The 26,944-nt window shown below is 70.5% G+C and carries 23 protein-coding genes and 1 pseudogene; 19 read left to right on the top strand and 5 right to left on the bottom strand.

Translation table 11 applies throughout. The features are described from left to right. Nucleotides 1–36: 36 nt before the first annotated feature. Nucleotides 37–591 carry a YciI family protein gene (locus tag HS041_RS18020; RefSeq protein ID WP_196441817.1) on the top strand — a complete coding sequence of 185 codons (555 nt, stop codon included), beginning with the start codon at nt 37–39 and terminating at the stop codon, nt 589–591. A gap of 499 nt (nt 592–1,090) precedes the next feature. Here HS041_RS18020 and HS041_RS18015 read toward each other — a convergent pair whose 3' ends face one another. Beyond that, nucleotides 1,091–1,471: a hypothetical protein gene (locus HS041_RS18015; protein WP_196441816.1), complete on the bottom strand. Its 381-nt coding sequence runs from the start codon at nt 1,469–1,471 to the stop codon at nt 1,091–1,093. A gap of 76 nt (nt 1,472–1,547) precedes the next feature. Further along, a pseudogene (locus HS041_RS18010) lies at nt 1,548–1,679 on the bottom strand (IS5/IS1182 family transposase); the annotation flags it as partial. Between the two features lie 769 nt (nt 1,680–2,448). On the opposite strand from HS041_RS18010, the gene HS041_RS18005 reads away from it, so the two are divergent. After that, nucleotides 2,449–3,990 carry a serine/threonine-protein kinase gene (locus HS041_RS18005; RefSeq protein WP_196441815.1) on the top strand — a complete coding sequence of 514 codons (1,542 nt, stop codon included), beginning with the start codon at nt 2,449–2,451 and terminating at the stop codon, nt 3,988–3,990. A gap of 90 nt (nt 3,991–4,080) precedes the next feature. Next, a complete protein-coding gene (locus HS041_RS18000) occupies nt 4,081–4,743 on the top strand; it encodes a tyrosine-type recombinase/integrase (RefSeq protein WP_255530020.1) in 663 nt (220 codons plus the stop codon). Between the two features lie 146 nt (nt 4,744–4,889). Here the strand turns inward: HS041_RS18000 and HS041_RS17995 are convergent, their stop codons facing one another. Then, on the bottom strand, nt 4,890–5,144 hold the full coding sequence (locus HS041_RS17995; RefSeq protein WP_196441813.1) for a Smr/MutS family protein: 255 nt from the start codon (nt 5,142–5,144) through the stop codon (nt 4,890–4,892). Between the two features lie 393 nt (nt 5,145–5,537). Here HS041_RS17995 and HS041_RS39775 point away from each other — a divergent pair, with 393 nt between their 5' ends. Beyond that, nucleotides 5,538–8,843, top strand: a complete 3,306-nt coding sequence (locus tag HS041_RS39775; protein WP_196442566.1) for a S8 family serine peptidase — start codon at nt 5,538–5,540, stop codon at nt 8,841–8,843. Nucleotides 8,844–8,968: 125 nt separating this feature from the next. On the opposite strand, the gene HS041_RS17985 is transcribed toward HS041_RS39775, so the two are convergent. Next, entirely contained in the window at nt 8,969–9,397 is a 429-nt protein-coding gene (locus HS041_RS17985) for a CBS domain-containing protein (protein ID WP_196441812.1), read from the bottom strand. An 85-nt stretch (nt 9,398–9,482) separates the two neighbouring features. Then, nucleotides 9,483–10,679: a PucR family transcriptional regulator gene (locus tag HS041_RS17980; protein ID WP_196441811.1), complete on the bottom strand. Its 1,197-nt coding sequence runs from the start codon at nt 10,677–10,679 to the stop codon at nt 9,483–9,485. A gap of 184 nt (nt 10,680–10,863) precedes the next feature. Here HS041_RS17980 and HS041_RS17975 point away from each other — a divergent pair, with 184 nt between their 5' ends. The 15 genes from HS041_RS17975 (at nt 10,864) to HS041_RS17905 (ending at nt 26,878) form a co-directional block, all read left to right on the top strand. Then, nucleotides 10,864–11,691: an ABC transporter ATP-binding protein gene (locus tag HS041_RS17975; protein ID WP_196441810.1), complete on the top strand. Its 828-nt coding sequence runs from the start codon at nt 10,864–10,866 to the stop codon at nt 11,689–11,691. Between the two features lie 64 nt (nt 11,692–11,755). Continuing rightward, nucleotides 11,756–12,553, top strand: coding sequence for an ABC transporter ATP-binding protein (locus HS041_RS17970; protein ID WP_196442565.1), 798 nt, complete (start codon nt 11,756–11,758; stop codon nt 12,551–12,553). Further along, nucleotides 12,550–13,440: a branched-chain amino acid ABC transporter permease gene (locus HS041_RS17965; RefSeq protein ID WP_196441809.1), complete on the top strand. Its 891-nt coding sequence runs from the start codon at nt 12,550–12,552 to the stop codon at nt 13,438–13,440. Before HS041_RS17970 ends, HS041_RS17965 begins: the two co-directional genes overlap by 4 nt. Next, on the top strand, nt 13,433–14,551 hold the full coding sequence (locus HS041_RS17960; protein ID WP_307845351.1) for a branched-chain amino acid ABC transporter permease: 1,119 nt from the start codon (nt 13,433–13,435) through the stop codon (nt 14,549–14,551). Before HS041_RS17965 ends, HS041_RS17960 begins: the two co-directional genes overlap by 8 nt. A 3-nt stretch (nt 14,552–14,554) precedes the next feature. Further along, nucleotides 14,555–15,823, top strand: a complete 1,269-nt coding sequence (locus tag HS041_RS17955) for an ABC transporter substrate-binding protein (RefSeq protein WP_196441808.1) — start codon at nt 14,555–14,557, stop codon at nt 15,821–15,823. Between the two features lie 142 nt (nt 15,824–15,965). Continuing rightward, nucleotides 15,966–17,384, top strand: a complete 1,419-nt coding sequence (locus HS041_RS17950) for an aminopeptidase P family protein (RefSeq protein WP_196441807.1) — start codon at nt 15,966–15,968, stop codon at nt 17,382–17,384. Nucleotides 17,385–17,577: 193 nt separating this feature from the next. Then, on the top strand, nt 17,578–18,387 hold the full coding sequence (locus tag HS041_RS17945) for an MlaE family ABC transporter permease (RefSeq protein WP_196441806.1): 810 nt from the start codon (nt 17,578–17,580) through the stop codon (nt 18,385–18,387). Beyond that, a complete protein-coding gene (locus HS041_RS17940; protein ID WP_196441805.1) occupies nt 18,387–19,253 on the top strand; it encodes an ABC transporter permease in 867 nt (288 codons plus the stop codon). The genes HS041_RS17945 and HS041_RS17940 overlap by 1 nt, the downstream gene beginning before the upstream one ends. Before the next feature lie 6 nt (nt 19,254–19,259). Next, the gene (locus HS041_RS17935) at nt 19,260–20,276 is read left to right on the top strand and encodes an MCE family protein (RefSeq protein ID WP_196441804.1); all 1,017 of its coding nucleotides are present in this window, start codon (nt 19,260–19,262) and stop codon (nt 20,274–20,276) included. A gap of 4 nt (nt 20,277–20,280) precedes the next feature. After that, entirely contained in the window at nt 20,281–21,339 is a 1,059-nt protein-coding gene (locus HS041_RS17930) for an MCE family protein (protein ID WP_196441803.1), read from the top strand. Further along, nucleotides 21,339–22,364 (top strand): MlaD family protein, encoded by a 1,026-nt coding sequence (locus HS041_RS17925; RefSeq protein ID WP_196441802.1) that lies wholly within the window; start codon nt 21,339–21,341, stop codon nt 22,362–22,364. The genes HS041_RS17930 and HS041_RS17925 overlap by 1 nt, the downstream gene beginning before the upstream one ends. Continuing rightward, the gene (locus HS041_RS17920; protein ID WP_196441801.1) at nt 22,361–23,425 is read left to right on the top strand and encodes an MCE family protein; all 1,065 of its coding nucleotides are present in this window, start codon (nt 22,361–22,363) and stop codon (nt 23,423–23,425) included. Before HS041_RS17925 ends, HS041_RS17920 begins: the two co-directional genes overlap by 4 nt. A gap of 176 nt (nt 23,426–23,601) precedes the next feature. Next, nucleotides 23,602–24,597, top strand: coding sequence for an MCE family protein (locus tag HS041_RS17915; protein ID WP_307845350.1), 996 nt, complete (start codon nt 23,602–23,604; stop codon nt 24,595–24,597). Beyond that, on the top strand, nt 24,594–25,979 hold the full coding sequence (locus tag HS041_RS17910; protein ID WP_196441799.1) for an MCE family protein: 1,386 nt from the start codon (nt 24,594–24,596) through the stop codon (nt 25,977–25,979). Before HS041_RS17915 ends, HS041_RS17910 begins: the two co-directional genes overlap by 4 nt. Continuing rightward, entirely contained in the window at nt 25,976–26,878 is a 903-nt protein-coding gene (locus HS041_RS17905; RefSeq protein WP_196441798.1) for a hypothetical protein, read from the top strand. The genes HS041_RS17910 and HS041_RS17905 overlap by 4 nt, the downstream gene beginning before the upstream one ends. Nucleotides 26,879–26,944 lie beyond the last annotated feature (66 nt).

Here is a 26,944-nt window from a genome sequence, read left to right as displayed (position 1 = left end):
GGGTTCCGCCGCCATGATCGCCTAGGCTGAACGACCGTGGAGTATTTCGTGTACGGCCGCGACCGTCCCGGCGCCTTCGAGCTCAAGATGAGCCTGAACGACGACCACTGGTCCTTCATGGACGGGTACGGGGATCTGCTGATCGCCCGCGGCCCCACGCTGACCGGCGACGACGGCGAGGCCGAGTCGACGGGCAGCCTGCACATCGTCAGCCTCCCGGATGCGGAAGCCGCCCGCACGTTCGCCTACGAAGAGCCGTACTACCGGGCCGGCGTCTTCGGGTCGGTGCTGCTGTGCCGCTTTCGCAACGTCCTGGGCCGCACCATGTGGGACTTCACCGAGGCCGTCGACGGCTACGGCCGGTTTCTGGTGATCACCACGGGCGACTCCGGCCCCGCACCGGTCACGTCGAAACACATGATCGTGTACGGCGAGCTGCTCGCCCTCGACTGCGAGGCGCGGCTCGGCCGGGCGGCCGTGGTGGAGGCGCCGGATCGAGAGGCCGCCGCGAGGCTGCTGCCGGCCGGCGACAACGGCCGCACGGAGGTCCACCCCTGGCGCTTCGGCGGCAGACCCGCCCGGCGTCGCTAGAGCCTTTTCCTCTGGTGATCGCTGTACGGCGACCTCCGGCGCGGTCGGGCTCTTCCCGGGCTCGACCGGGTTGAGACATCCCGGCGCCGGATGCCCGCGCCGGCCTGTGATGACCTGACCGCGGTCGCCGTCGCACCCACCGGCCTGCTTGTGGCGGAAGAGATGTCCGGTTGAAGCAACCTGCGGACACTCGTCCGCCACCACGTTGAGCTTGCTGCCGAACCGTCAGCTTTAGCCGTCGATTGTCATCCTTGGCCTGCCCCGGACGGCCCACAGACGGCCCAGCGGCCTGCCCGGCTTGTCCCAGGTTGTCGGGCGGCGAGATGATCAGCTCCCTGCTGAGCTCTTTCCAACCCGGCGGCGCCGGTCAGCGTAGGTATAGAAGGCCGGATTGAGGCGGGATGATCAGGCCTCTGCATCAGCCACTTGCGGTCTTCGGCAATGCGCGGGCGATCACCTCAGAGCCGGGGCCCCGCCGGAGGCGAGGGCTGCGTCCGGCTCATGTGTCTTGCCACCAGCCCAGGCGCCATTCGGCATAGCTGTGGGGATCGTCTCGCGCGGCCTGGTTGAGAACGGTGAAGACCACGTCGTCATCAAGCCGCATGATCAGCTCCCCGGACGCGTTCACCTGGATTTCCTCGACGGTCAGGCTGCTGAGGGCGGAGAGCTGCGCTAGCGGATGACGATGCTCTGTGATCAGCCTTGAGAGTTCGGGGTTGGACCCTGCTTCGATCTGGAAGTCACAGTCCATGTAGAGGCGGGTTTGCCGGGATGGTGTTGTCCGGTTGTCGCAGAAGGTGATGAAGTACTCCACCTGACCTTGGCCGATCTCGGTGACGAAGGTGCCGGGCAGGTCTTCGAGCTGGACTTGCGTATGCATGCTTTCAGAATGCGCGATGCGGTGAGCAGGGCGGTTGAGGCCGGTGATCGAAGCGCCTTGCGGTGGCGGGCCGGTGGTCGGCGAAGACCGGGACACCGGCGCCGGTCAGAGCATCGATCAGGCCGGTCCGCCGGGCCGCGGTCAGATCATGCACCGCCCCGGGCAGCGCGGGAGAGGCCCACACCAGGCGGCCGGCCGGATCGGCGATGCGCACGAGGCCTACGGGTGGATACAGCCCCGGCAGGACGCGTGGCAGACGACGGGGCAGACCGGCGACCAGACGACCCGGGCCCGCCTCTCCCTGCTGCACACGGCGGCCGTGCAGAGGTACTGGGCGCACTACTACGCCGAGCCGTGCCATCCCGTCACCGACGCCGCGAGCGTGCGCTTCTACGAGCCGTCCTGGCACCGGCCTCACCCGGACCTGACGGCGGAGGAGCCACTGCATCATCAGGCGGCTGGCGGCCTTCACCGCCCCTGAGTGTCGGCCCTGCGCTTCACCGGACCGGCAGGGGAATCGAAACAGGTGCCCCCCTAGGAGGAGCCCTTCCTCCTAGTGAACGTTGGCTTTGCCGGCCGCTCTCCGGATGCTCGGCGTACCGAACGGTGATATCGGTGTGCGCCTTCTCCTGCATCGTGCGGGCGGCCCGTGACTCTGGTGTGCCCACCCCCGACTGACGGCATTCTCACCGGCTTGCTACGGCATCAGGTTGACATGGGCTACACCATCAGGTTGACGCATGATCAACCCGTGGTCCGACGGAATCACCCATCGGGTGAATTAGTGTTATGCGAGATGAAGCCCGGAGGGCCGGTCGGATCCGAACGAAGGCATCGTCCCACTGCTCGCCTGATGCCGTCGGCGGGATTTGTTGGCGGGATTCCACGGTGGGACGCAGGATTGACTCATCTACGATTCGCCATTTCGGCGGGAAACTTCTCAGGAAGTATCAAGCTAGATCATGATGATTCAAAGTATGATCGATAGAAGCGATCTCCCTCCCCGGCGGGTCGGCTCCTACACCCTGGTGCGCAGGCTGGGCGAAGGCGGGATGGGCATCGTCTACCTGGCCCACGACGACCAGGGCGGCCTGGTCGCGCTGAAGGTGATGCGGCCCGAGCTGGCCGGGCGCGAGGACTTCAGACGCCGGTTCGAACAGGAGGCCGCGGCGGCGCGCAGGGTGGCCAGGTTCTGCACCGCGCCCGTGCTCGACGCGGGCATCGACGGCGACCAAGCCTACATCGTCACCGAGTATGTCGAGGGACCCGACCTGTCGTCCGTCGTCGACGCTCAGGGTCCCTTGACCGGCGCCAACCTGGAGGCACTCGCCGTCGGGGTGGCGACCGCGCTGACCGCGATCCACGAGGCCGGCGTCGTGCACCGCGACCTGAAACCGTCGAACATCCTGCTCGGACCGACCGGCCCGCGTGTGATCGACTTCGGGATCGCCCGGGTGGCCGACCCCGACGCCACACGGTCCGCAGCGGTGGTCGGCACACCTGCCTACATGTCGCCCGAGCAGGTGAACGGCGGGTCCGTCACCGCGGCGAGCGATGTGTTCTCCTGGGCCGGTGTAGTGATCTACGCCGCCACCGGACGGCCGCCCTTCGGCACGGGGGGCATGCCTGAGGTTCTCTACCGGGTGGTCAACCACGTGCCGGGACTCGACGGGGTCGACGAGCGGATCCGGCCGCTGGTGGAACGGGCTCTGGACAAGGACCCTGAACGCCGCCCCGCCGCACAGGAACTGCTCGACTGGCTTCTCGGCCGTGGCCAGGCCACGGCGGTGGAGGCGGTCCGCGCCGTCAGCGACGCCTGGACGCCGCTCCTGACCTCGGTCCACGTCGGCGGCGCCTCACGGTGGCACCGGCTGTGGGTGCCGCTGGCCGCCGCCGTACTCTCCGCGGCAGCCACCGCGGGCGTCTTTCTCGCGATCACGCGGCCGTGGACGGCCTCGGAGCAGATCCCGGGCGGGAGCTCGGCCGCCGCGGCCGAATCCGTGACCGCCACGGTGACCGCCACGGTGACCGCCACGGTGACGGCTCCGGCGGCGCGGTCCGCGGTGTCGGCGTCACCGCCGAAACCGGCCGTGAAGGCGACGCCCGGGACGGAAGCCGCAGCAGGTGACGTCCGCGTGATCAATCCCTGGGATCAGAGCGTCCCGCTGCACGTGCAGATCGACTCCCTCGTCCGGCAGGGCGACCGGGTGAAACTGCAGTGGACCATCCGCAACGACGGCTCCGGGGACCAGTACGTGATCGTCTCCAAACTCATGGGCAACGCCGACAGAGCCGAGAAAGTGAACCTCATCCCGTCAGGGGTGGAGTTCCCCTCCTTTCCCTTGTGGGAGAAAGGAAAGTGCGTCTGCTCTGGTTGGAACACAGACACGTCCATCCAGGCCGGTGAATCCGTACGCCTGCACGCGGTCTTCCGCACCGTGCCCAAGGACGCCAGAACGGTCGACGTCGACCTGCTGAACCTCGGCCTCTACCGAAACATGCTCATCACCCGGAAGTGAGAACCGGGGCCTTCCAGTCCCGATGCCACTGGCCACGATGAATGAGTCCAGCCATGGACGGCCGAGCGCGTCTTCGCTGTCCGCGCTGGACTGCCTGAGCGTTACCAGGCCATGGTCGGCCTTGGTGGCGGATGCGGGCTCCGGCAGGGAGAGACCTTCGGCCTTTCACTCGATGAGGTGGACTTCGAGACCGGCTGGCTACGGGTGGCCTATCAGGTGAAGGTCCTCAACGGTCGCTTGGTCTTCGCCCCTCCGAAGCGAGAAAAGGAGCGCGACGTACCTCTTCCTGAGCACGTATCCGCCGCGCTCAAGGCGCACATGGAGCGGTTCCCTCCGGCTAAGGTCATGCTTCCCTGGCGCGTGCCTGATGGTCCTCCGCTCACGAAACCGCTGCTTTTCACCCGCGAGCGCGAGGGAGCGGTCAGACGGAACGACTTCAACATGTACGCCTGGAAGCCCGCTCTCGTGAGCGCCGGCGTCATCTCGAAGCCGGAGAGCGGCGAGCGGCATCAGGCCGCGCGAGAGCACGGCATGCACGCGCTGCGTCACTTCTACGCCTCGGTCCTGCTGGACGCCGGAGAGAACATCAAGGCCCTCAGCCAGTACCTCGGGCACAGCGACCCGGGGTTCACTCTCCGGGTCTACACCCACCTCATGCCGAACAGCGAGAGGCGGACCCGACAGGCCGTGGACAAGGTCTATGAGGCCACCAGATCACGCTCTGACGGCCCACAGACGGCCCAGGACCGGTGAGGGGTCCGGGTCTGACAGTCCCACCGCCGTTGGGCTCGGACCTTCCAGCTTGAATAAACCCCTGATGATCTGGGCTTACAGCACCGGAAGGCAGCGACCCAGCTCGTTCTCGGCGCTCTGACGCGCCACCCGTTCGGCCCGGCGCGCTACTTGTGGCGGAAGTAGACGAACAGGCGGCCGTGGTTCTTGGCGTCCTTGTCGATGCGGTGGTAGAGGGCCTTGATCTCTTTCTGGTCCAGGAAGCGCAGGACCTTCTTCTTGAGCTGGCCGGAGCCCTTCCCGGGGATGATCTCGACCTCGGAGGCCCGCTTCCTGATCGCCTCGTCGATGATCTCGCGCAGCGCCTTGTCGATCTCGCCGCCGCGGTTGTAGATGGGGTGCAGGTCCAGCTTGAGCTTCATGGTGTCCCCTCCACCAGGCGGTTCACAGAGCCGATCATGTCAGAGTCCGCACGGGATCGGCACCCCCAGATTACGGGCTCACGAAGCGAGCAGCGGCCACGGCGGCGTCCCCGACCCGGTCGACGGATCGCAGAGCGCCAATTGACCAATTTCCCCGATAATTGTGTCAATTTCTTGATCTAGGCGGGCAACTGACCTCCAGTTAGAGTCCCTGTCATGATCGGCCGCCCTACCGGGCAGCCGGTCACTTCGTCACCCAACGGGGAGGGCCGAGGGCCTTCCGGCCTGCCCGGATCAGGGCAGGCGGGTGACCCTTGCGCCTTCCTGGGCGGATCCCCACAGGGAGGTCTCGTGTCAAGGAAGTCCCGTTTATCCGGTGCGAAACGCGTGGTGATGTTGGCCGCGGGCGCCGGGCTCGTCGTTGCGATGGCGCCGCCGGCGAGCGCCACCCCCGCTCCCCCGTCCCCCTCGCCGTCCGCCAAATGGACGGCGACCCCGCTCACCGGGGGGGAGCCGGTCCAGGGCGCGAAATCCCTCACCGGCAAGCTGGCCCGCAGTGACGAGGCGCTGCTGCGGTCCACCTCCGGCGAGGCGGTCGACGTCATGGTCAAGCTCGACTACGACTCCCTCGCCGCCTATCAGGGCGGGATCGAGGGGCTGCCCGCCACGAGCCCGGCGAAGACCGGCAAGGCCCTCGACGCCAGGAGCGCCGACGCCAGGAGGTACGGCGAGCACATCTCGAAGATCGAGAACACCTTCCTCGCCGAGCTGGCCAAGCGCGTGCCGGCCGCCCGGGCCGGGCAGAAACTGCGCACGGTCTACGGCGGCATGGCGCTGCGCGTCCCCGCCGACAAGGCCGCCGAGCTGCTGAAGCTGCCCGGCGTGGCCGCCGTCCAGGAGGACCGGCGCGAGCAACCGCTCACCGACTCCAGCCCCGCCTTCATCGGGGCTCCCGCGATCTACAGCAAGCTCGGCGGCAGCGCCTCCTCGGGCAAGGGCGTCGTCGTGGGCATCCTGGACTCCGGCGCCTGGCCCGAGCACCCTCAATTCGCCGACCCCGGCACCCTGCCCGCCGCGCCGCCCACCCGGGACGGCTCTCCCCGCATCTGCGACTTCGGCGACAACCCGCTGACCCCGGCCGCCGACCCCTTCACCTGCAACCGCAAGCTGATCGGCGGCGGCCCGTTCCTGGAGACCTACAACGCCGTCATCGGCGGCGAGGTCTACCCCGACAGCGCCCGTGACTCCAACGGTCACGGCACGCACACCGCGACCACCTCGGCGGGCGGCCCGGTGGCCGACGCCAACCCGCTGGGCATCAGCCGGGGCCCGATCCACGGCATCGCGCCGGCCGCGCACGTCTCGATCTACAAGGTCTGCGGCCTGCAGGGCTGCTTCAACTCCGACTCCGTCCAGGCGGTCGGCCGGGCCATCCTCGACGGTGTCCAGGTGATCAACTACTCGATCTCCGGCGGCACCTCGCCCTACAGCGACCCGGTCGAGCTGGCCTTCCTGGACGCCTACGCGGCGGGGGTGCTGGTGTCGGCCTCCGCGGGCAACGCCGGTCCCGGCGCGGGCACCGTCAATCACGTCAGCCCGTGGGTGACCACCGTGGCCGCCTCCACGCAGACCAGGACGTTCCAGTCCACGATCACGCTGGCCGGCTCCGGCGGCGCCGCGGCCACGCTCAAGGGCGCCTCCATCACCGCGGGTGTCGCCTCCGCCCTCCCGGTGGTGCTCGCCTCGGCCCCGCCGTACTCCAACGCGCTGTGCACGACCCCGGCGCCCGCGGGCCTGTTCACCGGGAAGATCGTCGCCTGCGAGCGCGGGCCCGGCCGGGTGCTCAAGAGTTTCAACGTACGGCAGGGCGGCGCGGCCGGGATGATCCTCTACAACACCACGCCGCTGGATGTGATGACCGACAACCACTGGCTCCCCACCGTCCACATCGACAAGCCGGAGACCGACGCCCTGCTGGCCTTCCTGTCCGCCAACCCTGGCGCGACGGCCTCGTTCACCCAGGGTGCGAAGGCCTCCTGGCAGGGTGACGCGATCACCACCTTCTCCTCCCGCGGGCCGGGCGGGGACTTCCTCAAGCCGGACGTCACCGCGCCGGGCCTGCACATCCTGGCCGGCCAGACACCGACGCTGGAGGATGCCGCCGGCGGGCCGCAGGGCAACCTGTACCAGGCGATCGCGGGCACCTCGATGTCCGCGCCGCACGTCGCGGGCGCCGCGGCGCTGGTGTTCGCGCTGCATCCCGGCTGGACGCCGGGCCAGGTGAAGTCCGCGCTGGAGACGACGGCCAAGACGTCGGTCACCAAGCAGGACCGCGTCACCCCCGCCGACCCGTTCGACACCGGCGGCGGCCGGATCGACCTGACCAAGGCGGGCGACCCCGGCCTGACCCTGGACGAGACCGCGGCGAACTTCGCCGCCTCCGCCGCCGACCCGATGAACCGCATCGACCTGAACCTGCCGTCGGTGAACGCCCCCACCATGCCGGGGCTCATCACGGCCAAGCGGACGGTCACCAACGTCACGGACAAGACCCTCTCCTACACCGCCTCCGGCACGACCGTGAACGGCGCGAAGATCGCCGTGCTGCCCCCGGTGTTCAGCGTCAAGCCGGGCAAGAGCGTCAAGCTCACCGTGGCGATCACCGCCCCCGAGCTGCCCGACGGGCAGTACTTCGGCCAGGTGAACCTCAAGCAGGTCGGCGGCAACCGGCACCTGCACCTGCCGGTGGCGTTCTTCCGCAAGGAAGGCGCGGTCCCGGTCGAGCAGACCTGCGAACCGGCCGTCATCGCCCGCGACACCGGCGAGTCGACCTGCACGGTCACCGTGGCCAACACCACCCTGCAGGACGCCGAGGTGACGGCGGTCAGCACGCTCGACGCGCGGCTCCGGCTGAACAGCGTGACCGGGGCCACGAAGGTCGGCTCCCAGATCGCCACCGCGAAGACGACCCTGGCGGCCAGGGAGCCGGACCGGCCGGTCATCGCGCCGGGCACCGGGCCCTCACCGTACCTGCCGCTCGACGCGATCGGCGTCACCCCGACGCCGATCGGCGACGAGCAGGCGCTGAACTTCACCGTCCCCGAGTTCAAGTACGCCGGTAAGTCGTACACCAGGATCGGCATCGTCTCCAACGGCTACACGGTCGCCGGCGGGACGGAGGGCTCGGCCGACATCGCGTACGCGCCGCAGAACCTGCCCGACCCGGCGCGGCCGAACGGCGTGCTCGCCCCCTACTGGACCGACCTGGACGGCACCGGCGCGCCGGGCCTGTTCGTCGCGACGCTGACCGACGGCGTCAGCGACTGGCTGGTGGTCGAGTGGCGGGTCAACGCCTACGGAACGACCGACCTGAAGGTCTTCCAGCAGTGGATCGGGCTGAACGGGACCGAGGACGTCACCTACGCCTACGACGCGGCCAACCTGCCGGGTGAGCCCCCGGCCGGGTACGGCCTCACGGTCGGCGCCGAGAACGACGAGGGTACGGCCGGCAGCCAGATCGACGGCCCGCCCACCGGGGACCTGCGAGTGAGCAGCACTCCCGGCGCCCCCGGCGGCACCCTGACCTACACCATGAAGATCAAGGGAGTCACTCCCGGAGTCGGGACGGTGACGACGGGCACGTCGACGCCGCAGGTCAAGGGCATCACCATCGAGGTCGACCGGATCACCGTGCAGTAGGGCGGCGGGGCCGGGACCGCCCCGGCCCCGGCGCACCGCCGGACGCGCGGGACCCCGCACCCGTCATGGGCGCCGGGTCCCGCGCGGACCGCCGGTCATCGCGCCACCGGCCGGGACGCGCGCTGTCAGCGGTGCAGGTAGTCCACGAGGGAGGCCTTCTCGGTCTCCAGGATGTCGATGGAGCTCTTGACGACGTCGCCGATGCTGACGATCCCCGCCAGGCGGCCGTCCGCCACCACCGGGACGTGCCGGATCCGGTGGGTGGTCATGGCCTGGCGCAGGTCGTCGACGTTGGCCTCCGGCGGGCAGGTGCGGACCTCGGCCGTCATGATGGAGGAGACCGGGGCGCCCAGCACCTCCGCGCCGCGGTCGTGGAGGTGCCGCACCACGTCGCGCTCGGAGACGATCCCCGCGATCGACGAGCCGTCCTCGGACACCACCACGGCGCCGATGTTGTTCTCGGACAGCACGGTCAGCAGTTCGGTGACGGTCGCATCGGGGCGGACGGTCGCGACACGCGTTCCCTTGCCCTGCAGAATCGTCCCGATACGCATTGACATCACCTCGGTTCAGCCAGGCTCAGGTGTATTCCTACATTGCCCCGCCCTGGCCTCTTCTAAGCACCTGCGGCGGCAAACCTCAGTTGACAGGCAGCAGCCGTACCGCGTCAAGGGCCAGGGAAAGCTCCACGATGTCCAGCGGGCGGGCCAGGGAGCGCCCGGTGAGCTGCTCGATCCTTCGCATGCGGTTGAAGACGGTGTTGCGGTGGCAGTAGAGCTGCCCGGCGGCGCGCATCGCCGATCCCTCGCAGCGCAACCACGCCTCCAGGGTGCCCAGCAGCACCTCGCGGTCGGCCGCGTCCAAGGCCAGGACCGGCCGGAGCACGGCGGCGCTCAGGTGTCCGGCGAGCTCGGGCTGGCTCACCACCAGCGCGGCGGGGAGCCGGTCCTCCAGCCGGGCGATCTCGGGCCCCTCCCCCGCGCAGGTCCGCAGCGCCAGCTCGGCGAGCCTGCGGGCACGACCCAGCTCGGCCAGGCCCTCGACCACCGGACTGATCCCGGCGGAGCCGGTGACGTGCGGGCGCAGGGCGTGGGCCAGGCCGTCCATCTCCTCCTCGTGGAGCAGGACCACCGCCACCTCGTAGTCGGGGCGCATCCGCCACAGCAGCCGCATCGTCCCCAGGCTCGCCGGGCGGGCGCCGGCGGCGTGACCGTCGCGGCCGGGCAACCGGGTGATGACGACCGCGTAGCGGCCGAGCTCCGGCAGGTCCAGGGCGGCGGCGGCGCTGCGGACCAGGGTGGCGTCGGCCCGGTCCTCCAGCAGCGCGTCGAGCAGGGCCTGGACCCGCTCGGCGGTGCGGCCGAACATCTCGGCCTCCCTCCTGCGGTAGGCCTCCGCCGCGGCGACCGCCTGCCGGTCCACGGCGCTCCAGACCTTGGTGGCGCTGCGGATGAGCAGCGGCAGGCTGTCCGGCTCCTCCTCGGCGACCACTCCGACCAGCCCGTCCCACATCACCTGGGCGGAGATCCGGTAGCTGCGCAGCAGGGAGTCCATGGGCAGCCCCTGCTCGGCGCGGCGAAGCGCGGTCTTCTCGGCCTGCTGCAGGTCCCGCCGCTCCGCCAGGGGGACCAGGATCGCGCCGATGCCCTCCCGCATGGCCTCGTACACGCTCTGCCAGTGGTCGTCGGTGGGCACCATCCGGCGATAGGCCTCGTCGGTGTCGCGGGTCCTGGCCACCAGTTCGTCGGTGAGCTCGGGAAGGCGCCGCAGCAGCCGGCTCGCGGCCAGGCGCATGATCCTGCGCACCTCGTCGTCGGTGGTGGTCCGGATCCCCATCGGCCAATGGTGTCAGGTGCACCTGGAGCGGAACAAGGTTCTGTTCTCTTTCGTGACCCTCGGCTGTGCTGACGCACAACCGGCACCGGCCCGTTGTGGGCACCAGTCCCGACTTCTCCCAGCCCTCTGGACTGACGGTGAACCACCTGGGTTGGGTGCGTTCATCGGTTGTCAGGAGGCACACATGAACGTCCACGACCCCGGACCGCCCGGAGGCCCCGGGCTGACGGTCAGGGATCTGGCGGTGAACTACGGGCCCGTGACGGCTTTGCGCGGGGTCTCCCTGGACGTTCCGCGCGGCGCCGTCGTCACGGTGCTCGGCGGCAACGGCGCGGGCAAGTCCACGCTGCTGCGCGCCATATCCGGCACGCTCCGGTTCCACCGGGGCGGGATCACCGCCGGGACCGTCACCTTCGGCGGGGAGAGGCTCTCGGGCGCCGGCACCTCGGCGGTGGTCGCGCACGGAGTCGTCCAGGTGCCCGAGGGGCGCAAGGTCTTCGCGCGGATGACGGTGGAGGAGAATCTGCGGGCCGGCGCGCTCGGCGCGCCGGGGCGCGGGGCCGCCGCCGAGGCCAGGGAACGCGTGCTCACGCTCTTCCCGGTGCTCGCCGAGCGAGCCCGGCAGCGGGCGGGGCTGCTCTCCGGCGGCGAGCAGCAGATGCTCGCCATCGGAAGGGCGCTGATGGCCCGGCCCAGGATGCTCCTGCTCGACGAGCCCACCCTGGGCCTGGCACCCATGATGGCGACCAGGATCGCCGAGACCGTCCGGGAGATCAACGCCCAGGGCACGACGGTGCTGCTGGTGGAGCAGAACGCCGCACTGGCCCTCTCCCTCGCCTCCCACGCCTACGTGCTGGAGGTCGGGGAGGTGGTGCTGTCCGGCCCGGCCGCCGAGCTCGCCGAGAGCGACGAGGTCCGGCGGCGCTACCTGGGAATCGGCGACGACCGCGACGAGGCCCTGACGGCCGGCGCGCCCGCGGCGCGCCCGACGCTGACCAGGTGGTCGGCGTGAGGCCCTGTACAGGCACGACGCTCTCCGGAGGCCACGCGTGAGCGAGACATACCAACCGGACGGTATGGAGCCTTCCGTCCCCCGCCTCGAGGTCCGCGACGTCACCGTGCGCTTCGCCGGGCTCACCGCGCTGGACGCGATCGGCTTCACCGTCGAACCGGGCAGCGTGCACGCGGTCATCGGCCCCAACGGCGCGGGCAAGTCGACCTGCTTCAACGTGCTGTCGGGCGTCTACCGCGCCACCTCCGGCAGCGTGCGGTTCGGCGGCGCCGAGCTGACCACCCTGCCGCCGCACCGAATCGCGGCCCTCGGCATGGCGCGTACCTTCCAGAACATCGCGCTCTCACCGCACCTGTCGGTGCGCGACAACATGATGCTCGGGCGCCACCGGCTGACCCGAGCCGGGTTCCTCTCCGCCGGGCTCCGGCTGCCGTCGGCCCGCAGGGAGGCCGCCCGGCACGGCGAACGGGTGGCGGAGATCGCCGCCTTCGTCGGCCTCACCGGCCACCTGGCGATGCCGGTCGGGCTGCTGCCGTACGGCGTTCAGAAGCGGGTCGAGCTGGCGCGGGCCCTGTGCATGGAGCCCAAGCTGCTGATGCTCGACGAGCCGGTGGCCGGCATGAACGGCGGCGAGCGGCGCGAGATGGCCGAACTGATCATCGCCGTCCGGGAGAGCCTCGGCATCTCGATCCTGCTGGTCGAGCACGACATGGGGATGGTCATGCGGCTCGCCGACGCGGTGACGGTCCTGGACTTCGGCAGGCGCATCGCGGACGGCCCCCCCGAGCAGGTGCAGAACGACCCCGAGGTCATCCGGGCGTACCTGGGTGCGACGAGCGAGACCGAGGAGGCCGCATCGTGACCACTTTTCTCGAGCTCCTGGTGAACGGGATCTCCATCGGGGCGGTGTACGCACTGATCGCCCTCGGATTCGTCATCATCTTCAAGGCCACCGAGGTGGTCAACTTCGCACACGCCTCGCTGCTGCTGGTCGGCGGCTTCATCGTCGCCAAGACGCACGCCGCGGTCGGCTTCTGGCCCGCCCTGCTGCTCGGCCTGGCCGGGGCGGCGGCTCTGGGCGCCCTGATCGAGTTCGCGGTCATCCGCCGGGCGAACGTCGTCTCCCACAGCGTCCTGGCGATCGTGACGATCGGCGTCGACATCGTGCTGACCACGGAGCTGACCCGGCAGATCGGCACCGAGGTGCTCGCCCTCGGCGACCCGTGGGGCAGCGAGGTGCTGCAGCTGGGAGCGGTCAACATCCCGATGGCCCGGATCGCCGCCCTGCTCACCGCGAGCGTCGTGATCACCGCGTTCCTGCTCGCGTTCAAGTACACCAACTGGGGCGTGGCGATGCGCGCCACCGCGGAGGACGCCGAGACCGCCGCCCTGATGGGCGTGCGGCGCGGCCGGGTCTCCATGGGGGCCTGGGCGGTCGCCGGAGCGCTCGCCGCCCTCGCCGCGCTGTTCATGTGCATCTTCCCGACGCCCGGCCTGGACCGCACCGTGACGGCCACCGCCATGAAGGCCTTCCCCGCCGCGATCCTCGGCGGCCTGGACTCCACCACCGGAGCCCTGGCCGGCGGGCTCATCATCGGGGTCACCGAGTCGCTGGTGGGCGGCTACCAGAGCGAGCTGGTCTTCCTGGGCCGCGGGCTCGGCGACGTCGCGCCGTTCCTCGTAATGATCATCGTCCTGCTCATCCGCCCCGCGGGGCTGTTCGGGACAAGGGAGCTGGCCCGTGTCTAGGAGCACCCTTCTGTGGTCGGTCGCGCTCGCCGCGGCGGCCGTCGTCATACCGTTCTACCTGGACGCCTCCTGGCTGCAGGACGGCCTGTTCGCCATGGCCGCGGCGATCGGCGCGATCGGTCTCAACCTGCTGACCGGCGCCACCGGCCAGCTCTCCATGGGCCACGCGTTCTTCCTGGCGGTCGGCGCCTTCGGCTACGTCTACTTCGCCTCCGCCCCCTCCGAGGGCGCGCACGCCCTCGGAGGGCTGGGGCTGCCCACGCCCCTGGCGGCCGTTCTCGCGGTGCTCCTCGCGGGCGTGGCGGGCGGCCTGTTCAGCCCCATCGCCGCCCGGCTGAAGGGCGCCTACCTCGGCATCGCCACCCTGGCGCTGATCTTCATCGGTCAGTTCGTGATGTCCAACGCCACCCCGGTGACCGGCGGCCACAACGGCCGGCCGGTGCCGCCCATGGAGCTGTTCGGGTTCGTCTTCGCCGACACCCCGGAGGCTCCCGTGGTGATCGCGGGGGTGCCGTTCGGCGCCCTGGAGCGGCTGTGGTTCCTCGGCGCCGTGCTCCTGCTCGGTGCGGGGCTGTTCGCCCGCGGGGTGCTGCGGGGCCGTCCGGGACGGGCCATGAACACCATCCGCGACCACGAGATCGCGGCCGGGGTGATGGGCGTGCCGGTGGCCCGCTACCGCGCCGGCGTGTTCGTTCTCTCGTCCATGTACGGCGGGCTGGCCGGAGTGCTGGTCGCGCTGGTCTTCCAGCAGACCGTGCCCGACTACTTCGGCCTCCTGCTCGCCCTCGCCTACCTCGCGATGATCATCATCGGCGGGCTCGGCTCGGTGGCGGGGGCGGTGATCGGCGCGGTCTTCGTCTCGATGCTGCCCCGACTGCTCACCCGCTACAGCGACGCCCTGCCCCTGATCGTCCAACCCGGGCAGGAGGGGGTCGGGGCCGCGGAGGCCGCCCAGATCCTGTACGGCCTGGCCGTCGTCGTGGTCGTCCTCTTCCTGCCCGGCGGGCTCCTCGGCCTCGTCGCCCAGCTACGTCTCCGTATCAACCGCCGGGTCGCATCCGCGCCCACGGTGAAGCACTCCCTCACCCCCACACCCGAGACAAGGAACTGACCCATGGCAATCTCACGAACCTCCAGGCGGGTCGCGGCACTCGCCGTCCTGGCCCTGGCCGTCACCGCGTGCGCCAGCGAGAAGGCCACCGGAGGCGGGGGTGACGCCGCCGCCTCCGGCGACGGGGTGAAGACCGGCCCCGGCGTGACCGCCGACAAGATCACGATCGGTATGATCACCGACCTGACCGGCCCCTACGCCTCGTTCGGCAAGAGCCTGACCAACGCCCAGCAGCTCTACTTCGAGCAGGTCAACCAGGCCGGCGGCGTGTGCGGCCGGCAGATCGAGTCCATCGTCCGCGACCACGGCTACGACGTGCAGAAGGCCGTCGCCGCCTACACCGAGATCGGCCCCAAGTCGGTCGCCCTCGCCCACGTCGTCGGCTCCCCCATGGTCAACGCGGTCAAGCAGCGCATCGAGGCCGACCAGATGCTCACCATCCCGCAGGCGTGGGCCACGCACCTGCTCGGCAGCAAGCCGATCCAGGTCACCGGGACCACCTACGACATCGACATGATCAACGCTGTCGACTATCTGTCCAAGGAGAAGGGCATCAAGTCCGGGGACAAGATCGGGCACCTGTACTTCGAGGGCGACTACGGCGAGACCGCGCTCAACGGCTCCAAGTTCGCCGCCGAGAAGCTCGGCCTCGAGCTCGTGGAGCAGAAGATCAAGGCGACCGACCAGGACATGACCGCCCAGGTCGCCGCGTTCAAGAAGGCCGGGGTCAAGGCCATCCTCGTCTCCGTCGGCCCCCGGCAGACCGCCTCCCTCGTCGGCGTCGCCCTGGCCGGCGGCATGAAGGTGCCGTTCATGGGCAGCAACTCGGCCTACTCCCCGCAGCTGCTGCCCACCCCGGCCGGCCCGGCGCTGCTGGCGAGCTTCGAGTACGTGACGGCGGGCGCTCCGATGAGCTCGGAGCTGCCCTCCATCAAGAAGCTGGGCGACGACTACAAGGCGAAGTACCCGGACGCCGCCGTCGACAGCGGCGTCTCCGCCGGCTACACGGCCGCCGGCATCGTCGTCGACGCGCTCAAGAAGGCCTGCGAGAGCAAGGACCTCACCCGCGCCGGCGTGGTCACCGCGCACCGCAGCCAGAGCACCTGGGGCGAGCAGTACGGCGGGACCATGGACTTCACCGCGTTCGACAAGCCCGCCTCCCTGAGGTCCTACGTCGTCAAGCCGGACAAGGACGCCCTGGGCGGCGCGTCCATCGTCAAGGAGCCGTTCTCCTCCGACCTGGTCAAGGAGTACCAGGTTCCGGCGGGCTGATCACCGGTCCCCTCTCACGGCCCGCACCGCCTACAGTGGGTGCGGGCCGTACGGGGTCCCGGCAATCGCGGCGAGGCCGTGCCGCGTGTCCGGACCGGAGTAATGTGTGAAATACCACAGACCTTCGCTCCCCGGGGACACGATGACCGAGAAGCTGAACACCGGCAGCCACGACCTGCCGGTCTCCGACGCCCTGGCCGCCTTCATGGAGACCGGGTGGGCCGACACCCACCGCGGCGACCTGGCCGCCCTTCCCCTCGCGGCCTACACGGCCAAACGCCGCGCGGCGCTCGCCGCCCGGTTCCCCGGCGAGCGGCTGGTGATCCCGTCCGGCGTCCTCAAGGTCCGCAGCAACGACAGCGACTACCGCTTCCGGGCGCACAGCGCCTTCACCTACCTCACCGGCGACCAGGAGCCCGACGACGTCCTGGTCGTCGAGCCGTCCGGCGCGGCCACGCTGTTCCTGCGCCCGCGCTCGCCCCGCTCGGCGGCGGGGGCGGCCGGGCAGGAGTTCTACCGCGACCGCCGCTACGGCGAGTTCTGGGTGGGCCGCCGCCCCGACCTGGCCGAGGCCGAGACGCTCTACCAGATCGACTGCGCGCCGATCGGCCGGCTGGAGGAGGCGCTGGGCGGGCCCGCGCGGGTGCTGCGCGGGGTGGACTCCTCGGTGGACCGCCGCGTCGCCCCGCACGACGGCGACGCCGAGCTGGAGGCGTTCCTGTCGGAGATGCGACTGGTCAAGGACGAGTGGGAGGTCGCCGAGCTGCAGTTCTCCGTGGACGCCACCGCCCGCGGGTTCGAGGACGTGGTGCGGGCCCTGCCGCAGGCCCTGGCCCACCCGCGCGGCGAGCGCTATCTGGAGGGGGTCTTCGGCCTGCGCGCCCGGCTGGAGGGCAACGCCACCGGCTACGACAGCATCGTGGCCTCCGGCGCCCACGCGTGCGTGCTGCACTGGATCCGCAACGACGGCCGGCTCGACGAGAACGAGCTGCTTCTGCTCGACGCGGGCGTGGAGACCGACAACCTCTACACCGCCGACATCACCCGCACCCTCCCGCTCTCGGGCCGCTTCAACCCGGTCCAGCGCCAGGTCTACGAGCTGGTCCTGGACGCCCAGGACGCGGCGATCGCCGCCCTGCGGCCCGGGGCGCGCTTCCGCGACTTCCACCAGGCCGCCATGCGGGTCATCGCCGAGGGGCTGCACGACTGGGGCGTGCTCAAGATCAGCGCGGACGAGGCGATGCAGCCCGGCAGCGGCCTGTACCGCCGCTACACCCTGTGCAGCAGCGGCCACATGCTCGGCATGGACGTGCACGACTGCGCCAAGGCCCGCTCGGAGGTCTACCTCGACGGGGTGCTTGAGGAGGGCCAGGTGCTCACCGTCGAGCCCGGCCTCTACCTGCAGCCGGACGACCTGACCCTCCCGCCGGAGCTGCGCGGCATCGGCGTGCGGATCGAGGACGACCTGGTGGTCACCGCCGACGGCGCCCGCCTGATGTCGGCCGGGCTGCCCCGCCGCCCCGACGAGATCGAGAGCTGGATGGCCGCCCTGCGGGGGTGACCCCGGCGCCCGTACCGATCGTCACGCCGGCCGGAAGGTGTGAGGCCCTGACAAGTTGCGACCTGGGCCTCATACCTTTTCCTCAAATTCCAGAGGAAGCATCGACTTACTGGACTACCCGTCAGTAGGGTGACTGATCCATGGTCGGAGACGCGGATTCCGAGGTGGTCATGGCGCAGCGGACGGCGGGTTGATGGCGTACGGCGGGCGGGACGCGGTCAGCGGCTACGTCGTCCGCAGAACGACCGCCATGCTCGGGCGGGTCGGCGACATGTCGGTGATCGCCCTGGAAGGCTTCCGCCGTACCTGGGACGTCAAGACCTGGTTCTGGGAGTTCGTCCAGCAGTGCTGGTTCCTGGCCCGCGTCACCAGCGTGCCGGTGCTGCTCGTCTCGCTCCCCCTGGGCGCCACCGTCGCACTGCAGGTGGGCGAGCTGGCCTGGCAGCTCGGCGCCTCCTCGGCCACCGGCGGCGCGGTCGTCGTCGGCCTGGTCCGCGAGGTCGCCCCGATGGCCTCGGCCCTGCTCATCGCCGGCGCCGGCGGCTCGGCCATGACCTCCGACATCGGCGCCCGCAACATCCGCGACGAGCTGGCCGCCATGGAGGTCATGGCGGTCAACCCGATCCACCGCCTGGTGACCCCCAGGCTCTGGGCGGCGAGCACGGTGGCGGTGCTGCTGGTCCCGTTGGTCATCGTGGCGGGGGCCGCGGGCGGCTACTTCTTCAACGTCATCATCCAGGGCGTCACGCCCGGTGCCTACTTCGACGGCGCGGTCTCCCTGCTGGTCACCAGCGACCTGCTGGTGACCCTGCTGAAAGCGTGGATCTTCGGCTTCATCGCGGCGATCATGTCCTGCTACTTCGGCATGACCTGCCAGACCAGCCCGGTCGGCGTGGGCCGCGCAGTGAACCAGTCCACGGTCGTCACCTTCATCCTGGTGTTCGCCGTCAACTACGTGATCACGATGATCTACTTCCTCGCCTATCCGCCGAGGGCCCTGTGATGGCGGCGGTCCCGGGGGCCCGCACCGCCGGCCACCGTGCCTACGGCGTGCTCCGCGACGGGACCGAGCGGCTGGCCTCGCTCTCGGACTGGCCGCTCTTCCTGTGGAAGGTCGTCTTCTACTCCGTCCGGGACATCATCCTGCGGGCCAAGTTCACCAAGGTCGTGCTCCGCCAGGTCAGCGACGTCGTGGTGGGCGTCGGCGCGACCGTCATCGGCGGCGGCATGGTCTTCGTCGCCTTCACGATGGCCTTCGCGGTCGGCGCCACCGTCGGGCTCCAGGGCTACCAGGGCCTGCAGGCGATCGGCGCCGAGTCGTTCATCGGCCTGGTGGGCAGCTTCGCCAACGTCCGCGAGATCACCCCGATCATCGCGGCGGTCGCGCTGGCCGCCCAGGTCGGCTCGTCCTTCACCGCCGAGCTCGGCGCCATGCGGATCTCGGAGGAGATCGACGCCCTCGAGGTGATGGGCATCAACGCCTTCACCTACCTGATCTGCACCCGGGTGGTGGCCGCGCTGATCGCGCTGATCCCGGTCTACATGATCGCGCTGTTCGCCAGCTTCTTCGCCACCCGGCTGATGTGCACCGCCCTGTTCGGCATGGCGCCGGGCGTCTACGACTACTACTTCTACCTCGGCCTGCCGGTGATCGACATCGTCTACAGCGTGATCAAGGTGGTCGTCTTCGCGTTCACCGTGATCAGCATCCACTGCCACTACGGGTTCAACGCCACCGGCGGCCCGGTCGGCGTGGGCACCGCTGCGGGACGGGCGATCCGCCAGTCGATCGTCACCGTGGTCATCCTCAACCTGCTGCTGTCCTACCTCTTCTGGGGCGAGGGCAGCGGCGTGAAGCTGACGGGGTGAGCGGCGATGGCCCGCGGTGAGACCCCGCTGCCGATCCGGCTGGTGATCTCGGTGGTCATGATCCTCGTCGTCGCCGCGGCGCTCGTGGTCGTCGTGCAGAGCACGGCCAACCGGAGCGGGACGCGGCTGACGGCCGCCTTCACCCACGCCGGCCAGGGGCTGGACCCCAACTCACCCGTCAAGATCCGCGGCATCACGGTGGGCGGAGTCAGCTCGGTGACCCTGGACGGCAGGGGCCGGGCCGTGGTCACCATGCACATCGACCCCGGCGCCCGGGTGCCCGAGACCGTCACCGCGGCGATCGAGCCGACCTCGGTCTTCGGCCCGAAGTTCGTCAACCTGATCCTCGGCGAGGGCGAGGCCGGCGGTCCCTACCTGGGCGACGGGGCGGTCATCGCCAGGACCCGGGCGCCCGTGGACCTGTCGGACTCGCTGGCCGACGCCTACGAGGGGCTCGGCGCGGTGGACCCGAAGGACATCACCACCATCGTGCACACCCTCGGCCGCGGCCTGGAGGGCAAGGGCCCGCAGATCCGCGGGATCGTCGACGGCGCGGGGAAGATCGTCGAGGTCGCGCACCGGCGGCGCTCGGAGTTCCGGCGCTTCATCGGTGACGCCGCGGCGCTGAGCGGCAGCCTCGCCGACAAGGGTGACGAGGTCGTGGGCATCTCCGCCGACGTCAACGTGCTCACCCCCGGTCTGCTGGAGCGGGCCGACAAGATACGCGCGCTGCTGCGGGAGTTCGACGAGCTCTCCAGCCTGAGCGCGTACGGCCTGCGCAAGCACCGCCGCAACCTCAGGGCGGCGGTGAACGCCGGGGAGCGGGCCGCCGCCCTGCTCTACGCGCAGCTCGGCCTGGCGGGCGACGGCGTGCGAGGGCTGAACCACATCCTCTCCGCCCTGAACGACCTGACCGGCGGCCAGGGCCCGGGCGGCGCCAACCAGATCAAGATGGAAGCCTTCGTCGCGACCGACATCTGCGAGCTCTTCGTCGGCGCCTGCGGCCCTGCGAACGGCGGGTGAGGGGATGGCCCGGTCGAGAGAGCAGATCCAGCGCCGCTGGACGCTGGGCAAGTTCGCCGTGTTCCTCGCCGTGACGGTGACGCTGATCGTCCTGATCGGCGCGCAGATCGCCCGGGTGGGCGTGGGCGACACCTACAGTCTCGTCGGGACCTTCGACGACGTCGCCGGGCTCCACGTGGGCGACCAGGTGAAGATCGCCGGTGCGCCGGTCGGGCAGGTCGACGCGATCGAGGTCGTCAACGGCAGGGCCGAGGTCACCATGAACGTGCAGACCTCGGTGCGGGTGCCCTCCGACAGCTCGGCCGCGGTGCGCTGGCGCAACACGATCGGGCAACGGGTGATCTACCTGGAGCCCGGGACCGCCAAGGACATGCTGGGCGACGGCGCGCGGGTGCGGCGGACCAGCTCGGTGGTGGACATCGGCGAGCTGGTCAGCGACCTGGGCCCGCTCACCCGCAGCCTCGACCCCGAGCAGATCAACCAGTTGCTCACCGCGGCCGGACAGGCGCTGGACGGCAACCAGAAGAACATCCCGAAGCTGGTGGACAACCTCGACGCCCTGACCACCACCGTCGCCGAACGCAAGAAGATCATCCAAGGGCTGCTGGAGGACTACGCCACGGTGACCGGGGTGGTCGCCCGCAGGGACGAGCAGATCTCCCGGCTGGTGGACAACCTGGTCACGCTCACCGGCGCGTTCGCCCGCAACCGCAAGCTGATCGACGAGGCGCTGGTGGAGCTGTCCACCACGGTCCGGGTCAACGACCGGGTGCTCGGCGAGAACTCCCGCGAGTTCGGCCGGGTGGTGGACCACATGACCCGGCTCACCGGCGGCATCCGGCGCAACATCAGCAGCATCGAGAGGGTGCTGGCCACGCTCACCCCGCCGCTGCAGCGCTCGTTCCAGGTGACCGGCCGGGGCCACTTCGTCACCACGGCGGTGCCCTGCCTCGCGCTCGGCCCGCTGCCCTGTCCCTATTCGATGAGCAGTCCCCCACCGCTGCGCGGCGGTCTCAAGCTCACCAGCACGGGGAACCTGCGGCGAGTGCTGGTGGGGCCCTGATGGCGATCAAGTCGTTCCGCGACCGCAACAAGATCGTCGTCGGCGTGGTCTCGCTGGCGGTCCTCGGCACCGTGCTGGTCGTCACCTTCCTCGTCGGCAACCTGGGGCTGCTGGAGGGCGGTTACACGATGTCGGCGATCCTGCCGGACTCCGCCGGGCTGCGCTCGGGCAACGACGTCCGGGTGGCGGGCGTGCCCGTCGGCAAGGTCACCGAGGTACGGGCCGATTACGGCAAGGGCCACGTGGTGGTGACCTGGAAAGTGGACGACGGCATCCGGCTCGGCCCGCAGACCCGCGCCGAGATCACCCTCTCCAACCTGCTGGGCGGACGCTACGTCAAGCTCACCGGGCCGGTCACCCGCCCCTACATGGACGAGCTGCCCGAGGAGCAACGGCTGATCCCGATGGAGCGGACCAGCACCCCGACGCTGATCACCGACGCGCTCAAGGACGCCACCCGGCTGCTGGACAGACTCGACACCGACTCGGTCGACAAGCTCCTGCAGGAGCTGTCGGAGCTGGAGCCCGCCCCGCAGGGCCGGGTCAGCAAGCTGCTGGACAACATCGGAGAGCTGTCGGAGATCATCAGCGAGAGCGAGCCCGAGCTGCAGAGACTTCTGGACAACGGAAACAAGATCATGAAAGTGCTGGAGTCCAAGGACGAGCAGCTCGGCCGCCTGATCGACTCGATCGAGATCATGCTCGACGAGCTGCGGCTCCGCCGCGACGAGCTGAAGTCCTTCCTCGGCGAGGGCAGCGACCTGGTCAACAGCATCACCGCGCTGGTCACCGAGCACGAGAAGAACCTGATCGCGGTGATGAACGACGTGACCGCGATCAGCAACCGCCTCGACTCCACCAGCGGCAAGAATCTCAACTCGGTCCTCACCTGGGTCGGGCCGACCTTCTCCGGGCTGGCCACCACCGGTGGGCGCAACCCGTGGGTGGACGCCATCGCCGTCGGGCTCGGCCCGATCAACCCCGAGGTGCTCGGTGCCATCCGCAAGGACAGGAGCGACCGGTGACCCGCTCGGCGCGCCGTGGGCGGCGCGGGCCGCTCCCGGCCTTTCTCACCGCGGTCCTGCTCGTCACGGCCCTGCTGTCGGCGGGGGGCTGCTCGCTGCTGCCCGGCGGGGCGCAGCCGTACCGGCTGACCGCCTACTTCAGCGCGGCGCCCTCCCTGTACGAGCAGGCCAAGGTGAAGGTGATGGGCCTGGACGCGGGGACCGTGGAGAGGCTCACCGTCGAGGGGAACAGGGTCCGCGCGGATCTGCTGGTGGACGGGGGGATCCCGCTGCCCGCGGACGTCCAGGCGATCGTCGCCCCGCAGAACACGCTGGGCGAGCGCAACGTGGTGCTCCATCCGCCGTGGAAACCCGGCATGCCGCGGATCGCGCCGGGTGCGGTGATCCCGCTGGAGCGCACCGACCTGCCGGTGGAGATCGACGACGCGCTGGAGGCGTTCACCAAGCTCACCGACGCCCTCGACACCGACAAGATGGGCGACGTCGCCGGGAACCTGGCCGACAGCGTCCGGGGCCGGGGCGAGCAGATCAACCGCGCCCTGGACGACGCGGCCGCGCTGACCCGCACCCTCGCAGGGCAGGATGAGCAGTTGATCGAGCTGGCCGACGGCCTGAACGAGCTCGCCGCCAGCCTCAACAGGCGGGAGGGCCAGGTGAAGACGACCATCGACGCCTTCGCCGAGGCCAGTGCCACCCTGGCCGACGAGCGCGAGCGCATGCGGCGTTTCGTCACCGGCCTGGCCGAGTTCGTGCAGCGGGGCGACGCGCTGGTCGAGGCCTACCAGGTGAAGCTGCCCCGCGGCGTGACCAACCTCGCCGAGCTGGTGATCACACTGAAGGTCAACAGCGAGTCGGCGGCCAGGGCGATCGCCGGGACCCGCAAGTTCGTCGACAACATGGTCATGGCCTGGGACAGGGAGCACCACGTGCTCAAGTTCCGCCTCGTCCTCAACGCGATGACCCGGGCCTGGCTGACACCGCTCTTCGAGGCGCTCGGCCTGGGCAAGGTGCCCTGCCTCCCGGGCGAACTCAGCAACTGCCCCTGGCAGCGAGGGAGGTGAGCGGAGTGCGCGAAGCAGCCGGCGCAGCGCAGCAAGCCGCCCGCGCAGCGAACGGAGCACACCGAACGAGCCATGAGCAGGCGAGGGAGGTGAGCGGAGTGCGCGAAGCAGCCGGCGCAGCGCAGCAAGCCGCCCGCGCAGCGAACGGAGCACACCGGACGAGCCGCCGGGGAAGGGTGACGGCGGGGCTGGCGGCGCTCTCGCTGACCGCGGCGTGCAGCCTGCAGACCATCGGCGCGCCGTCGGGCGGGCTCACCCTCAACGCGACCTTCGACGACGTGCAGAGCCTGGTGGTCGGGCACAGCGTGCAGATCTCCGACGTGCGGGTGGGCAGCGTCACCGGCATCCGTCTGGAGGGCTACCGGGCGAGGGTCACCATGTCCGTCGAGGACGGGCACCGGGTGCCGGAGGGCACCACCGCGACCGTCGCCAAGACCTCGATCCTGGGCGAGAACTACGTCGAGCTGGACCTGCCCGACGGCAGGGACATGACCACCGGGCCGTTCCTGACGGACGGTTCGACGATCACGAAGACCTCGGTGCAGCCGGACATCGAGCAGGTCACCCAGCGGGCCGGACCGCTCATCGACGCGCTCGGCGCCCAGGACGTGAACGCCGTCCTGGACGCCGCGGCGACCGGGATCGGCGGCAGGGGCGAGGACCTCAACCGGCTGCTGCGGCAGACCACCGAGGTCACCACCGCCTACGCCGAGTCCCGCCGGGACCTCGCCCGGACCATCGACGGCCTGGCGAAGCTCGGCGACGACCTGGCCGAGGGCAGCGCGGAGCTGGACAGACTGCCCGGCAGCGTCGACGACGCCACCGCCCGGCTCAACCACGGCCGCAAGCACGTCAAGAAGACGCTCAGGGAGCTGACCGCCCTGGCCAAGGAGGTCAACGCCACCGTCTATCCCAGGCACGCGGCCCGCCTGCGCGCCCTGCTGCTCCGGCTCGACGGGGTCTCCACCTCGATGGTGCGCGGCAAGGAGGACCTGAAGCTCCTGATCAGCCGGGTGCAGCGGTTCATCGACCAGCCGCCGATCGTGGTCAACGGCCAGCTCCTGGCCTACGTCTGGCTCAAGGGCCTGCTGCTGCCCAAGCCGAAGAAGGCCAAGCCCAAGCAGCCGAACTCGGTGGACGACTTCCGCCTGCTGCTGGAGCCGCCGCGATGAGGAGCCGCATCTGGATCAATCTCGGCTTCTTCGCGGTCCTCGGTGTCGTGATGACCGTGTGGGCCTTCACCAGCATCATCAAGCTCGACATCATCGAGCGGCCGTACCGCATCAACGCGGAGTTCGTCTCCTCCCCCGGCCTGGTGCGCGGCTTCGACGTGGCCTATCTCGGCGTGCGGATCGGCCGGATCGACGACGTGGCGCTGGCGCCGGGCAAGATCGTGGTGGCGCTGAGCATCGACCGCGAGGTGCGGATCCCGCGCGGCGTCACCGCCGAGGTCCGCCGCAAGTCCGCGATCGGCGAGCCGTACGTGGAGATCTCCCCGCCGAAGGCCGGGGCCGCGGGAGGCGGCACCATGCCTCCCGGCGCCACCATCCCGCTGGCCAGCACGTCGGTCCCGCTCGACTACAGGAAGCTGTTCGACGGGGTCGGCAAGCTGCTGAACGCGGTGCCGCCCGAGGACGCCCAGACCATCGTGCGCGAGCTGGCGGCCGCCCTGGACGGCCGTACCACGTCGATCCGGGAGATCGTGGACAACGCGCACGACCTCACCACCACGCTGGCCGACAACACCGACCTGCTGGACGAGCTGTCGGTGAATCTGACCCGGCTGACCGGCACGCTCGCGGGCAAACGCGAGGAGCTCTCGCAGGGCGTGACCGACCTGGCGGGCGTGACCCGGTCGATCCGTGACTCCCGCAAGCAGCTGTACGCCATGCTCGACCACGGACCCGGCTTCTTCCGCCAGGTCGACCGCCTGCTCAACAGCGCACGCCCGGGCCTGTCCTGCACGCTGACCGCCGCCGGGATGCGGCAGGGCGTCGTCTTCACCCCGCAGACCCGGGCGCACATCAACCACGTGCTGCGCACGGTCCCCACCGCCCAGGCGCTCCTGGCCGACGTGACCGAGCGGCACTCCGGCGGCCTGTACGGCAGGGTCACCTTCATCTTCAGCGTCCCGGGCGGCCCGCGGGTGGCGCAGGAGTACCGGGGCCCGCTGGCCCCGCCGGCGACGCCCGCGCTCCGCGCCTGCCCGAAGGGCGCCCCCGTCCCGCCCGTGAACCGGGCCGACGACGACCCGGACACCGGCCCCCACCCCGACGACGCGGCCGGGCCGGTGGACGGGACGACCGACGCGCCGGACGGCGAGGCGACCGCGTCCCCGCCGGAGAGCGAGGGTCCGCTGGAGGCCGAGGACACCGAAGACCGGGGCGGGCGCACCACGGCCGAGGGCACCGGTGCGGATGCCGGCTCCGCCCCGCAGGACTACACCCCCTTCGTCGTCGCGACCTTCCTCGCCGTCGTCGTCTCCGGCGGCGTGCTCGGCTGGATCGCCGTCGGCCGGGCCACCCGCCGCCGTGAACAGGAGAGCGATAAATGAGTCCCACCCCCCAGCGGACCGGGGAACTCCCGCAGGACGCCGCCGAGGACCGCGCCGCGTCGCCCGAGGCCGCGCCGGAGTCCGGGCCCTCCACCCGCACCGCCGAGGAGACCGGGGGCACCGGAGCGGCCCCTCCTCCCGCCTCCGGGGGTCCCGAGGCCGCCTCCGGCGAGGACGGCGCCGGGCCTGCCGTCGAGGACGGCGACGCCCCCGCCATGAAGCGGGCCGGGAGTGAGGACACGGCCGCCGCGGCCGTGGCGGAGGAGGAGAAGGAGGGCGGCTCCGGCTCCGGAGAGGCGGCGGGAGCCCGCCGGGGATCGGCGGCGTGGCGGGGACGGCTCATCGGCGCGGTCGTGGCGATGGCGGTGGCCGGGGCGGCGGTGTTCGGAGCGATCCAGTGGCTGGCTGCCGAGCGGCTGGCCGACCGGCTCTCGGCGGAGAAGGCCGAGCGGCTGGCGGTGTCCACCAGGGCGGGAGAGTTCGCCGTGGCGCTGCAGACGTATGACCACGCCAACCTGCAGGCCTACCGCGACCGCGTCTTCAGCCTGTCGGGGGAGGACTTCGAGCAGACCTACAACGAGGCGTTCAGTCCGCTGGAGAGCCTGATCACCGCGATGAAGGCCTCTTCGACGGCCTCGATCCGGGGCGTCTACGTCTCCGAGGTCGCCGAGGGCAGGGCCAAGGCCGTCACGGTGGTCGACTCCCAGGTCAAGAGCACCGCAGGCACCCGGCGCATGCTGGGCGCCTACATGGAGCTGGGCCTGATCAAGACCGGCGGCGAGTGGCGGGTGAACGACGCGACCGTGATGGGCGCCGCCGACGAGTTGCTCACGGACCCGGACGGCAAGGCCATCGGCGAGCCCGAACCCTCCCCCAGTCCCACCAAGAAGGACAAGTGACACAGAGAACACGAGCCACCAGAAAGGCCCTGTGACGGGGCGGAATCATTCACACCTCGCGAAGCG

Origin of the sequence: Planomonospora sp. ID67723 (assembly GCF_015711605.1) — a bacterium.
GTDB lineage: Bacteria > Actinomycetota > Actinomycetes > Streptosporangiales > Streptosporangiaceae > Planomonospora_A.
This window is presented reverse-complemented; position numbering and strand designations above follow the sequence as displayed.